The sequence below is a fragment of the Undibacterium sp. WLX3042 genome (assembly GCF_049544825.1).
GTDB lineage: Bacteria > Pseudomonadota > Gammaproteobacteria > Burkholderiales > Burkholderiaceae_D > Undibacterium.
Window position 1 is genome coordinate 1534622 of record NZ_CP186698.1, and the last position, 12473, is coordinate 1547094.

At 51.7% G+C, this 12473-nt stretch carries 13 protein-coding genes; 9 read left to right on the forward strand and 4 right to left on the reverse strand.

The window, feature by feature from the left end; genetic code table 11:
* Positions 1 to 88: 88 nt before the first annotated feature.
* The 9 genes from gspG (at position 89) to ACPAOP_RS06920 (ending at position 8233) form a co-directional block, all read left to right on the forward strand.
* The gene (gene gspG, locus ACPAOP_RS06880) at positions 89 to 565 is read left to right on the forward strand and encodes a type II secretion system major pseudopilin GspG (RefSeq protein WP_212680053.1); all 477 of its coding nucleotides are present in this window, start codon (positions 89 to 91) and stop codon (positions 563 to 565) included.
* A gap of 133 nt (positions 566 to 698) precedes the next feature.
* Complete coding sequence (locus ACPAOP_RS06885) at positions 699 to 1121, forward strand: pilus assembly FimT family protein (RefSeq protein ID WP_212680055.1); 423 nt, start codon at positions 699 to 701, stop codon at positions 1119 to 1121.
* A 3-nt stretch (positions 1122 to 1124) separates the two neighbouring features.
* On the forward strand, positions 1125 to 1583 hold the full coding sequence (locus ACPAOP_RS06890; RefSeq protein WP_423678930.1) for a PulJ/GspJ family protein: 459 nt from the start codon (positions 1125 to 1127) through the stop codon (positions 1581 to 1583).
* A 35-nt stretch (positions 1584 to 1618) separates the two neighbouring features.
* Positions 1619 to 2245 carry a type II secretion system protein gene (locus ACPAOP_RS06895; protein ID WP_423709760.1) on the forward strand — a complete coding sequence of 209 codons (627 nt, stop codon included), beginning with the start codon at positions 1619 to 1621 and terminating at the stop codon, positions 2243 to 2245.
* Positions 2242 to 3264, forward strand: coding sequence for a hypothetical protein (locus ACPAOP_RS06900; protein WP_212680061.1), 1023 nt, complete (start codon positions 2242 to 2244; stop codon positions 3262 to 3264). Before ACPAOP_RS06895 ends, ACPAOP_RS06900 begins: the two co-directional genes overlap by 4 nt.
* Before the next feature lie 94 nt (positions 3265 to 3358).
* The gene (locus ACPAOP_RS06905; protein ID WP_423709761.1) at positions 3359 to 4498 is read left to right on the forward strand and encodes a hypothetical protein; all 1140 of its coding nucleotides are present in this window, start codon (positions 3359 to 3361) and stop codon (positions 4496 to 4498) included.
* Between the two features lies 1 nt (position 4499).
* Positions 4500 to 5141, forward strand: coding sequence for a hypothetical protein (locus ACPAOP_RS06910; RefSeq protein ID WP_212680065.1), 642 nt, complete (start codon positions 4500 to 4502; stop codon positions 5139 to 5141).
* Between the two features lie 9 nt (positions 5142 to 5150).
* The gene (locus tag ACPAOP_RS06915; protein ID WP_423678934.1) at positions 5151 to 5687 is read left to right on the forward strand and encodes a hypothetical protein; all 537 of its coding nucleotides are present in this window, start codon (positions 5151 to 5153) and stop codon (positions 5685 to 5687) included.
* Positions 5684 to 8233: a secretin N-terminal domain-containing protein gene (locus tag ACPAOP_RS06920; protein WP_423709762.1), complete on the forward strand. Its 2550-nt coding sequence runs from the start codon at positions 5684 to 5686 to the stop codon at positions 8231 to 8233. Before ACPAOP_RS06915 ends, ACPAOP_RS06920 begins: the two co-directional genes overlap by 4 nt.
* A gap of 93 nt (positions 8234 to 8326) precedes the next feature.
* Here the strand turns inward: ACPAOP_RS06920 and pyrE are convergent, their stop codons facing one another.
* The 4 genes from pyrE to gatC all read right to left on the reverse strand — a co-directional run bounded on the left by pyrE (position 8327) and on the right by gatC (position 12400).
* Positions 8327 to 8992: an orotate phosphoribosyltransferase gene (pyrE, locus tag ACPAOP_RS06925; RefSeq protein ID WP_423709763.1), complete on the reverse strand. Its 666-nt coding sequence runs from the start codon at positions 8990 to 8992 to the stop codon at positions 8327 to 8329.
* 38 nt (positions 8993 to 9030) lie between these two features.
* Positions 9031 to 10497: an Asp-tRNA(Asn)/Glu-tRNA(Gln) amidotransferase subunit GatB gene (gatB, locus tag ACPAOP_RS06930; RefSeq protein WP_212680225.1), complete on the reverse strand. Its 1467-nt coding sequence runs from the start codon at positions 10495 to 10497 to the stop codon at positions 9031 to 9033.
* A gap of 127 nt (positions 10498 to 10624) precedes the next feature.
* Positions 10625 to 12079, reverse strand: coding sequence for an Asp-tRNA(Asn)/Glu-tRNA(Gln) amidotransferase subunit GatA (gene gatA / locus ACPAOP_RS06935; protein ID WP_423709764.1), 1455 nt, complete (start codon positions 12077 to 12079; stop codon positions 10625 to 10627).
* 18 nt (positions 12080 to 12097) lie between these two features.
* Entirely contained in the window at positions 12098 to 12400 is a 303-nt protein-coding gene (gatC, locus tag ACPAOP_RS06940; protein WP_212680075.1) for an Asp-tRNA(Asn)/Glu-tRNA(Gln) amidotransferase subunit GatC, read from the reverse strand.
* Positions 12401 to 12473: the final 73 nt, after the last annotated feature.

Below are 12473 nucleotides of genomic sequence, written 5' to 3' on the forward strand. Positions count from 1 at the left end.
CCCTGACCGGGGCAGATCGCTGTCATGTACTCAGTCACTTATATTGATTTTATTTTTTAATACGAAGATTACTTTGAAAGGTTGTGCTATGTATCGCAAGCAACAATTACAAACAGGGCTGCTGAAGAAACACGCAGGTTTTACGTTGCTGGAAATGCTGGTGGTGATGGTCATCATCGGCTTGCTGGCGGGTCTTGTCGGGCCGCGTATTTTTGGTAAGGTCGATACTTCCAAGGTGCAGACCGCACAAACGCAGATCAAGATGTTGGAAAGCGCTCTGAATATCATGCGTCTGGATGTGGGGCAGACGCCGCCGCAGGATCAGGGCCTGCAATGGCTGGTGACTGCACCTCAGGACCCAACGCTGCAATCCTTGTGGAAAGGCCCGTATATTGAGGGTTCGGTGCCGGTTGATCCGTGGGGAAATCCTTATCAATACAAAACTCCCGGCGTTGATAACAAGGCATTTTCAGTCTATTCGTTTGGCGCTGATGGCAAAGCTGGTGGCGAGGGTCTGAATGCGGATATCGGTTTAGGGGCGAATGCCGCACCGGCGACGAAATAAGCGATATCGTTACTCTGAAGCGCTGCGCCAGTTTATTTTGTTGCTGATTTTGTTGAATCCTTTGTACTCTCTATTCCGTATGTACGGGCGATTCGCTCGCCGCCTATTACTCCCTCCGCAAACGGTGGCGCGAATGTTACGTCCGGCAGCGGCGCGTGAACATGGTTTTACGCTGATAGAAATGATGGCGGTACTGACGCTGGCGGCATTGATGGCGGGTGTTGCTATACCTGCCATGCAGCGTTGGTTTGAGTCTGTCTCTGAGCGGGCGCAACTGACGGAAGTATCGATACAGTTCCAGCGTCTGGCCTCGAGAGCGGCTTTATTATCGCAAACCGTGAAACTCGATAAACAGAGCTGGAATACTAAGTTGAATGACGGCGAACCTGCATTGAGTCTGCCCGAGGGCTGGACTGTGAGCAGCGACAAGAGCGTTATTTTTTATCACAGCGGTGTTTGTGCCGGCGGCGAAGTTGATCTGACTGCGCCGCAAAAACGCCAATTGCGACTTATGATTGCGCCGGTGTCCTGTGATGTCAGTATTGTCAAACGCTAATCCATGAAGAGTCTCCGTTTTCAGCGTCATCATTTATCTGCCGGACAGCAAGGGTTCAGCTTGCTGGAGATGATTGCTGCGCTGACGATTCTCACGATAGGTTCTGTCGTGTTGTTTAGCTGGCTGGGACAGACGATGGGACAACTGACACGGTTTCAATTGCAGGAAACCGAGTCCATGGCGCGCATACAGGCGGTGCAGTTCTTGTCAAATCAGAATCCGGCAACGGCGCCTTCGGGTAAGCAGTTATTTGATCAGTTTTATCTGGAGTGGACTTCGTCACCCATATCTGAAACGCGTGATTCGGTCTCTCCGCAAGAGGGGCTGGGTTTGTATCAGATCACTTTATATAACGTACAGTCCAGGGCATTTCACCATGACGGACGTGAGTGGTTTGCTTTTTCGGTCAGGCTGGCGGGTTATAAGCAGGTTCGTAAACCAGCAACAGAAAAGCCGTTTTAATTGTGAAAATGATTTTCCCTGAGTCTTTATTCAGAATGACATCCCGAGCCGGTTTGCAGAGGCAGGCAGGGTTGACGCTGATTGAATTATTAGTCAGTCTGGTGATTTTGGGTTTTGTAGTTACCATCATGTCGGGCGCTTTTTCCCAGATGGCACAGGTAGTTAGAATTGCCGAAAACGTCAATGGCAATTTTCAGGGTCAATGGGTCAGACTCAATGCGCTCAGGGATTTGGTGGCAAATTTAACTTTGCCTAAAAATATCGAAAAACCGTTTTCCGGTAATGACACTGGCTTTGAAGCCTACACTCTGGCGATGCCTCAGGGAGACTGGGGGCAAGTAACCCAGGCAACGGCGACGCTGAAACCGAATGCGGATGGCGGTACTGACTTGTTCGTCAGTGCTGAAAATGTATCGCCGCTGATCGTCGCTTCCTGGAAAATGCCGGTGGTGATGGAATATCAGACGATACAGGGTACGACCGAATCTATCTGGCCACCGATGTCGGGCAAGGCAGAGGATGTTTTGCCGAGAGCGGTTGTGATTCGCGCAAAATCAGGTGAGCAGCGTGTACAGATGTTAGCGGTGTACGAAGGAAACCGTAAACCTGAAGCAGACGGAACAAAGGATCTGGAACGCTTGTTGGGAATAGGATCAAAATGATCGCGTATCGCATACGTTCAACGATGGAGCAAGGTTTTGCGCTGGCTGCCGTGTTGTGGCTGCTGGCAGGCTTTACGATACTGGCAGCGATGATCAGTCAGTCTAATCAGATACTGGCTGAACGCCAGGCAAAGCTGAAGCAGCGGGCTGATGCGGAGCAGGCATTTTTGTCCAGCCGCAGCGAGGCGTTGTTCTGGATATCCACCAGCCGCGCCACGAAGGATGGGTTTGGCTGGCCGGGAACATATTTGCAAGTGGATGGGCGTGGCTATGCGGGTGCTGAAAAAAGTACAATACAGTTGCAGGATATTAAAGGCTTGCTGTCTTTTAACCGGCCAGACCGGGTGAAGCTGGCGCGCTTACTGGTGGCATGTGGCGCTGCGGAAGCAGATACCGATGCACTGATTGATGCGCTGGAAGATTATCAGGAACCTGGCAAGCTCAAGCGTGTCAATGGTGCGAAGGATTTTGAGTATGCTGCAGCGGGTATGCCACCACCACGGGGTGCACCATTACTGGCGGAGCCTGAAATCTGGCGCGTCTTTGGCTGGGCAGCACTGGAAAAAAGCTGGACTGAACGGGGCTGCTTCGAGGATGTCACGGTATTCGGTGACAAGTCTTTCAATCCGACCACCGCGTCGCCGCGTGCACTGGCTGCGTACGGCCTTACCGCAGAGCAGGTATCCGAGGTTGAACAAGAGCGCGTCAAAAATGAATCGACTTTAATCAACCGGATACAGCAGGCAAATGATGCCGGTGGATTTATGGGCTTCGCGACGAGCAGGGCGCCATCCAGGACTTTGCGGATCACGCATACCGCGCCGGATATGCCGTGGGCTCTGAGATATGAATTAAAAATAGCAACAAATGCAGAGGGCGTGCCGTGGTACATTTTTTCACCACGCAGATTGCCTCTGGCATCGGTTATGATACCGGCTGGTCGCGCCGAATGGCCGAGAATTGACCAAATATCTGAAACGGACAAGAATGCAATTACGCAACCGATTTTACCTTTCTGACATTGCTGAACCAAAAGCAAAAGAAATTATTGCAAAGCAGAATGCCCGAACTGCCTGGTTCAAGCCGCTTTGGATTTTGCCAAGATCATGGTGTGTGACGACTTCGCTGCAGGCGAAGGGCGTGCCCTCTCACAAAACGCAAGCTTTTGTCCAATTACATTTGCATCGTCTGGCTCCTTTTGCTGACAGCGGTGTGTATGCCTGCCGTTCCGGTGACTGGGTACATTTATGGTTTTGGGAAAACCGTAAGGTCAGGGAGATCTGCGAGAAGCATGGCCTTGATATCAATCATATGCAGTTTGCACCGGAAAGCGTCTGTTTCCCTAAGCGCAAAGACGGTGCTGTACTGATTCAGTGTCAGCAAGGTGTGGAAGCACAGTTATGGCATCAGGGTTTATTAGTTGACAGCGCCTGGTGGCCGGAGCGTGTCAGCAACGATGAGTGGCAGGCTTGGCGCCCGGGCTCTGCGGCAATGACAGGCGCACTCGCGCAGATAGCATCGTGGCCGGAACAGGTGCCGGCGCATGTGCAGTTATCCGAATCCAGTCTGAAAGATCCGGTCTATCGTCTGGCGGAGCCATGGGCACGCAATCTTCTGGGCGTGCAATGGTGGCATGCGCTGAAAAATTTCCGTGGTGATGTGCTGGCGGTGATCGCTGTGGTGATACTGGCTTCGTATGGTGCTTATCTCGGAGCGCAATGGTGGTCAATTGATTCGCAACTGAAATCGACCGATCAGGAGATCGAATCTTTGTCTGCCAAAGTCGAACCTATCAATACTGCCCGTAGTCAGGCAATGGCCTTACAGCAGTGGACCACGAAACTGGCGGCCTTGCGCAGTCGCGATGAAGTCAGGGCGTTGCTGAAAAACCTGCGTCCATTATTGCAGAAAGAGGATGCTGCTCTGCGCGAGTTTGAATATCAGGATGGCGAGGTGCGTCTGATGCTGGTTCCGGTGAACACAGAGCTGAATATCGTCGGTGTGACGCAGGACCTGGAGTCGATGAAATTGCTCAGCAATATACGTCTGTTGCCGGATAGCGATGCCCGGCTGATGAAAGTATCGGCCAAAATGGCGCCGAAAATCGTGAAGCCGGAAAGCATTGCGAGCGAAACGCCACAAGCAAAAACAATGGCGACGCCGGCAGCACCTAAATCAACAGAGCAGAAAAAAACAGAACAGATGGATTCTTCGGTAATACCGCGCAGCGGCAAGCGGGAAAAGGGCGAATAAGATGCAAACAGGTGAACGTTTCTGGCAATTGGTTGGTGCTGCCATCTTCATACTCTGCGCCTACAGTCTGGCAGAATTATTCGATAGTAATGCTGCCCGCCAAAAGCAACTGGCGAATCAGCAGCAGTTGTTAGTGCGTCAGCAGGCGGCGTTAAAAGAGAGTCGCTGGGATCAGAAGCTGAAGGACGCTGAGCGTATTCAGAAAGCCTGGCTTGCGTATCTGCCGGCTGAAAAATCTGCGACTTTTGCCAAAGCACGTTTATTGAGTGACGTGCGGCAACTGGCTAAAGACGCGGGCATTGTCGGCGTGACCGTGTCAGCGCAGGATGCAGAAGGCGGTGAGAAGACCGACGCGGCGTTGACCAGTTATGGTACTAAGAGTGCTCAGGATAAGACAAAGAGCAGCCTGCCATCGGGTGTACAGATGATTAAAGTGACCCTGATCGGCCGTTTTGATCCTACGCCTTTCGGGCGTTTGCTCGATACGCTCGAAGATCAGCAGAAATTTACAGTTGTAGAACGCGTGCTGGTACGCGGAACGCAACTGGAAGTGAATATACGCTGCTACTGGCACCTGGATGCGGGAGCGGATCAGTCAGTTGCAGCCACGACAGATGCCGCGCCGCTTGCGAAAGGTATCTGAGCCATGAATATGAAGTTTAATTTCAAAAAAATATCGAGGCAGCAGTTGCTTGCTGCGGGCGTGATTCTGGTCGGTGTTATAGCGGGGGCTGTTGCCGGTTTTTTCTCAATTTCTACTGCCAATATGGTGCAGCAAAACAGCGCAGATGAGACGGCCCAGAAAGATGCCCCGTTTGTCTTGCCCGCTGCCCCGCCGGAAAAAAAAGCAATTGTTCCTGTGAACGAGGATGCGACACCGCAGGCAGCGAAGAGCGCGCAAAAAGCAGAAGAGGAATTAGCGGATCAGCGTATGTGGGAAGTCACGGCGAAGCAGCCATTGCCACCGCGTAAAGAACCTATGACGCCACCACGCTGGCGTGTGGTCGGTATCACCTCGGTAGGATCAGTAAAAAGCGTATTGCTATTGTTCGAAAATCAGCCAGTTACAGAGGCGAGAGGAATCGGAGATAAGCTTCCTGGTGGCGCAAAAATTGTCGACATCGCTCAAGACCATTTGAAGATTGTGCTCAATGGTCAAACTATGAAATTGAATTTACGTAAGCAATGAAAAAATTTCCTTTTGGCCGTCAAGGCAATAAATCTTTGTACGGTGCCTTGCCCGTCTCTGCACTGGGGCTGATGCTGGCACTGAGCGGATGCGTTGACACGAAACTGGTTGTTCCTAAACGCATCGACTTTGAGCGCAGTCCTCAGACGGATACTGCTTCGTTGCTTGGCGATCAGCAGATGAAACGCACCTATTCTGAGACAGACACACCGAAAATGCCGGCGACGATCAGCGGTGAAAAACGGGCTGCACAGGATCAGCCTGCTCCTGCTGGCGGCAAAGCGGATCTGACGGTTTCATTCGATCAGATGCCTTTACCTACTTTCATTCAGGCAGTCTACGGCAGTGTGCTGAAGGCAAATTATTCTATGGACGGGGCAGTGGCAGCGCGTACCGACCTGGTGACTTTCCATATTCCACAGCCAACGACGAACGCTGAATTATCACGTTTATCGCGCATGCTGCTCAAGAGTTACGGCGTGGCTGTTCAGGATTTCGGTGGTGTGATTCGCATGGTTCCGGACAATGCTTCCAGTAGTTATTCGCCAGCGATACGACGCGGTCGCGCCAGTCCGGAAACGCCGCAGAGCCTGCGCCCTGTCTTTCATTATGTTGAGCTTGATGCGGTACGGGTCAATGATTTCAGCAGCTTGCTCAAAACCATGTTCGGCGCCAAAATTCAGGCGACTGACGATCTGGGTAAGAATGCGATCCTGATCAGTGGCCAGCCAGACGATGTGGCCGCGGCAATGGAAGTCATACAGGTATTTGATCAGCCTGCTATGCGCGGTCAGCGCACCAAGCGCGTCAGTCCAGTCTTCTGGACCGCTGAAGAATTCAGTAAGCGCCTGGTGGAAGTGCTCAGTGCGGAGGGGTATGCCGCCAGCACCAGTGTCAATTCCGGTTCGCCAATTCTGATATTACCGATTCCTCCTATCAACAGCGTGATTATTTTCTCTTCGTCTGAAAAGATATTAAATCACGTTTTGCAGTGGTCCAAAGAACTGGATAAGCCATCTGAGAGTCAGGCCGGGGGCGCCTTTTTTACCTACCCGGTAAAATATGCTGACGCTCAGGCACTGGCTAAAACCTTGTCTGAACTGATAGGTGGATCAACTTCATCCACGCTGCCGGCAGCGACCGGCTCCGGCGCGAATGCAGCGGCAGCGGCGACCGTGACAGGCAGCCGTGGTGGTTCCAAAATTGTTGTCAACAATGCGACTAACAGCCTGATTATTCAGGGTGGTGGGGCTGATCAGTATCGTCAGTGGATGTCATTATTGGCAGAACTGGATAAACCGACTAAATCGGCATTAATTGACGTGATGGTTGCTGAGGTGACAGCAGGAACCGCGAATACGCTCGGCGTGGACTGGAATTTCCGCAATGCTAAAACCGCGGCTGGCGGCGTATCAGGGACCGTTACCTCTGGCAATGCTGGTTCAGGTTCTGGTGGTCTCACGTTCAGTTTCCTGAATTCTGCAGGATTGATGCGTGCTGATATTTCTGCTCTGGCGTCAAAAAATGATGCTCAGATTTTATCTAGTCCTAAGTTGGTGGCGCGTAATGGTGAGACAGCGACGATACAAGTAGCAGATGAAGTACCTATTCTGACCAGCACAACAACTACACCGGGCTCAATCATTTCAGGTGCGACAACAACGAATACAATTCAGTACCGCACTGCCGGTATGATTTTAAGAGTCAGACCGGTCATTAATTCCGGTAACCGGATTGATCTCGACATTTCTCAGGAAGTGAGTAATGTGAAATCCCTGAGTAGTGGCGCGATCACCTCACCGACGATAGGCACACGTAAAGTCGATACCAAACTGACTTTGCGGGATGGCAGTACGGTCATGCTTGCAGGTCTGATTTCTAATGACAACAGTTCTTCCGATGCGGGCGTTCCTTTACTCAAGGATATTCCGGGCGTCGGAAGCCTGTTTAAAACAGAAACGACTAATAAGAATAAAAAAGAGCTGATTATTCTGATTACGCCATACATCATCAATGATGATTTCGAAGCTGAGTCGATCAGTAATGCGTTTCAGAGTTCGCTTGGTGACTGGGCTAAGGACTTGAAAGAACGCACTGATCTGAATGCACTCAAGCGCGCACCGGTTAATCCGGAAAACGCAAAGCCCGGGACTGAAATTTCTGCTCCGGTACGTGAGCCGAAACTGGTAAGACCGGTCAAGGAAGTGACATCGGCACCGGAACAGCAGGAGCCTGCGCCTGCGACATCTGCGGAGCCGTCTGCCGCGATGCCGGAGGCACCGGCCAAGGATGCACCGAAGAAATCCGATACGGAAGAGCTGGGAGGTGTGATTATGAGCAAACCTGTGCCCGCCTCTGTACAAAATCCTGCGTCGGCGACAAATGCTGCTGGGCAGGACAAGTCCGCGACGAAACCTGCAGCCAAATCTGCACCGGTGAATAAGCCATCCAACACAGTGATGCCATCGATTCCGGGAACAAAGATGGTTGACGATCCTGATCTGTTGGAAGAGCTGCGTCGCGCTGCCGGCTTACCAAAGCGCTGATGTAACGATCGGACGTGAAGCACGCATGTAAAAAAAGGATGCTGATGGCATCCTTTTTTATTCCTGACGGTTGGTAACGTATGTCAATCAGAATCAGATCGCTCCGTAACGCTGGCGGTAAGCGGCAACAGCGTCTTTGTGCTGAGTCAGCTGAGCGTCAGCACCTGCCGCGGAAAGGTAGTCAAACAAATCATTCAGGTTACCAATAGAGACGACAGGCATGTTGTAGGTCTGGCTGACTTCCTGTACTGCGGATTGTGCAGACAGGTTGTCATCCTTGCCTGAGCGTTCCATGCGGTCAAGCGCGATCAGCACTGCGCATGGCGTTGCACCTGCTGCGCGTATCATTTCCACTGACTCGCGTACGGAGGTACCCGCAGAAATCACGTCGTCGATGATGACGACCTTGCCTTTCAGCTCGGCACCAACGATGGTTCCGCCTTCGCCGTGGTCTTTGGCTTCCTTGCGATTGTAAGCAAACGGTACGTTACGCCCCCGCGCCGCCAGCGCTACGGCGGTTGCGCTGGCCAGCGTGATGCCTTTGTAGGCGGGGCCGAACAGCATGTCAAATTCGACGCCGGAATTAATCAGGGTGTCCGCATAAAATGCGGCCAGTTTGCCCAGATTCGCGCCATCATTGAATAAACCGGCATTAAAAAAATACGGAGAATTACGTCCGGCTTTGGTGACAAAATCACCGAAGCGGATAACGCCGGCCTTGACTGAAAATGCAATAAATTCTTGTCTTAAATTGCTCAAAATAATCTCACTTGATAAAACGGGGATAGTGCGTGCGATCAGCCCGCCAGTTTTTTCTTCAGCAATTCATTCACTTGTGCCGGATTGCCTTTACCCTTGGTTGCCTTCATCGCCTGCCCGACCAGCGAGTTGAACGCTTTCTCTTTACCGGCGCGGTATTCATCCACCGATTGCTGATTCGCTGCCATCACTTCATCGATAATTTTTTCAAGCGCACCGACATCGGAAATTTGTTTCAGGCCTTTTGCTTCAATCACCTGATCAGCCAGATTGACGTCTGCCGATGGTGCCTGCCACATTGCGGCAAACACTTCTTTAGCGATTTTGTTCGAGATGGTGCCGTCCGCAATACGCTGCAACAGGACTGCCAGTTGCGCTGCGCTGACAGGAATGGCGCTGATCTCAACACCTTCGCGATTGAGTGTGGATGCCACATCGCCCATCATCAGGTTCGCAGCCGGTTTTGCCTGAGCAACACCTGCCGCTTGTACGATCGCTTCAAAATAAGTTGCGATCCCTTTTGATTGGGTCAGGATGGTGGCATCGTATTCAGGCAGGCCGAATTGCTCAATGAAACGCTGACGCATTGCTGATGGCAGCTCTGGCATGGTGGCACGTACTTGTTCGACCCACTCACGGCTGATTTTCAGTGGTGGTAAATCAGGATCGGGGAAATAGCGATAATCCTGAGAGTCTTCCTTGCTGCGCATAGAGCGTGTTTCTTTGCGATCAGGATCATATAAACGGGTTTCCTGCACTACGGTACCGCCGTCTTCGATCAGTTCGATCTGACGACGGACTTCGATGTTGATCGCTTCTTCGAGAAAGCGGAACGAGTTCAGATTTTTGATTTCGCAACGTGTGCCGAATTCTTTCTGGCCGACCGGACGTACGGAAACGTTGGCATCGCAACGGAAAGATCCTTCCTGCATATTGCCGTCACAGATATCGAGCCACATCACCAGCGAGTGCAATGCTTTTGCATAAGCGACTGCTTCCGCAGCGCTGCGCATCACGGGTTCAGTGACGATTTCCAGCAAAGGTGTTCCGGCGCGATTGAGATCGATACCGGTCATACCCTGATAATCTTCGTGCAGGGATTTGCCTGCATCTTCTTCCAGATGCGCGCGGGTCAGTTGGATTACTTTGACTTCGGACTTCCCATCTTTTTCAACGACGCATGAAACTGAGCCACCCTGAACGACCGGGATTTCAAACTGACTGATCTGATAGCCTTTTGGCAGGTCAGGATAGAAATAGTTTTTACGGGCGAAAATCGATTCCGGCGCGACGACCGCACCGACAGCGAGACCAAACTGGATCGCTTTTTCTACCGCACCTTTGTTCATCACCGGCAGCACGCCCGGCAATGCCAGATCAACAGGGCTGGCCTGGGTATTGGGTTCTGCGCCAAATTGTATTGAAGAACCACTGAATATCTTGGAGTTTGTTTTGAGTTGCGCGTGCGTCTCAAAACCAATAACGACTTCCCATTGCATAATCATTCCTTGTTTCGTTGTTGCATGTGGTGTCAGCAAATGCGCGACACACTTCATCCATCAATCGGATGCTGCCGTTGGGGCTGGTTGATGTACCAGCGGCAGCAATGTTTGCCTATTACTTTTATGCCGCTTATTCCGGTGCGCGCTGATGCCAGTCAGTGACTTGCTGATACTGATGCGCGATATTCAATAAACGTGCTTCATCAAAGTAATTGCCTATCAGTTGCAAGCCGACCGGACGTTTTGCATTTTTGTCGCCCTGACCGAAACCGCAAGGGATGGACATGCCGGGCAAACCGGCCAGACTGGTCGATAAAGTAAAAATATCGGCCAGATAGTTAGCGACCGGATCATCGGATTTGGAACCCAGATCCCATGCCACAGTTGGCGCCACCGGTCCCATAATGACATCGCATTGTTCAAATGCAGCAGCAAAATCCTGTGCGATCAGGCGACGGATTTTTTGCGCCTGCAAATAGTAAGCATCGTAATAGCCATGCGATAACACATAGGCACCGACCAGTATGCGACGCTTCACTTCTTCACCAAAACCTTCGGTACGCGATTTTTTGTACATATCGTTGAGGTCTTTGTAATCAGCTGCGCGGTGACCGTAACGCACGCCATCAAAACGACTCAGATTGGAAGATGCTTCTGCCGGAGCGATAACGTAATACACAGGAATTGAAAGCTCGGTTTTTGGCAGGGAAATATCCACTAAAGTCGCGCCGAGTTTTTCATATTCGGAGAGCGCCGCACGTACCGCCTGTTCCACATCCGGCGCCAGACCCGCGCCGAAAAATTCTTTCGGCACACCAATGCGCAGACCCTGAATTGATTTGTTCAGGTCGCGATTGAAATCTTCCGGTTTGCGATCCAGCGAGGTGGAATCTTTTTCGTCAAAGCCGACCATGGCATTGAGCAGCAGGCCACAGTCTTCGGCTGTCTGGGCCATTGGCCCACCTTGGTCGAGAGATGAGGCAAACGCGATCATGCCGTAACGGGAAACGCTGCTGTATGTGGGTTTGATGCCGGTGATGCCACAAAATGCGGCGGGCTGGCGAATCGAGCCGCCGGTATCTGTGCCCGTGGCTGCGGGTGTCAGCCGCGCTGCGATCGCGGCAGCAGAACCGCCGGACGAGCCGCCCGGAACGGCGGTTTTATCCCATGGATTTTTGACTGCGCCGAAATACGAATTTTCATTCGCCGAACCCATCGCGAATTCATCGCAATTCAGTTTGCCCAATGTGACCATGCCTGCTTCAGCTAGTTTTGTGACAACCGTTGCATCGAACGGACTGACATAGTTCTCCAGCATGCGAGAGCCTGCAGTCGAGCGCAGATCTTTTGTGACAAAAATATCTTTATGAGCAATGGGGATGCCTGTCAGCGCTGTCGCATCGCCTTTAGCAAGACGCGCATCGGCAGCGGCAGCCTGTTGCAGCGTCAGTGCGGTATCAACGTGCAGAAATGCATTCAGATCACTGGCCGCGATACGTTGCAGAAAGTGCTGTGCGAGTTCAGTCGCAGAAATCTGCTTGCTGTGCAGCAGTGCGGATAATTGGGCAAGAGTTTTGGTATGCATATATCTTTTCCGTGAAGCTTATTCAATGACCTTAGGCACCAGATACAGGCCGTCCTGCGTTGCCGGTGCTGGCTTTTGGTATTCGTCGCGATGATTGGTTTCCGTAACCACATCCTCACGCAGACGCAGTGCGAGTTCGGGCAGCAGGGCGCCGATAGGGTGGCTCAGTGGTGCGACGCCAGTGGTATCAACGGCTTTTAATTGTTCCGCCAGTAAAAAAATACCATTCAGCTTATCAAGCGTGGAGTTCGCTTCGGAATCGGAAACTTCAAGCTTTGCCAGATTCGCGATGCGGGTAACATCATTAAGTGTCAGTGACATGATTTAAGGGCGCGGCAAGGCGCAAAAGGGTGTCAGAAATAATGCAAAAAAATACAATTTCCGATACTGTATT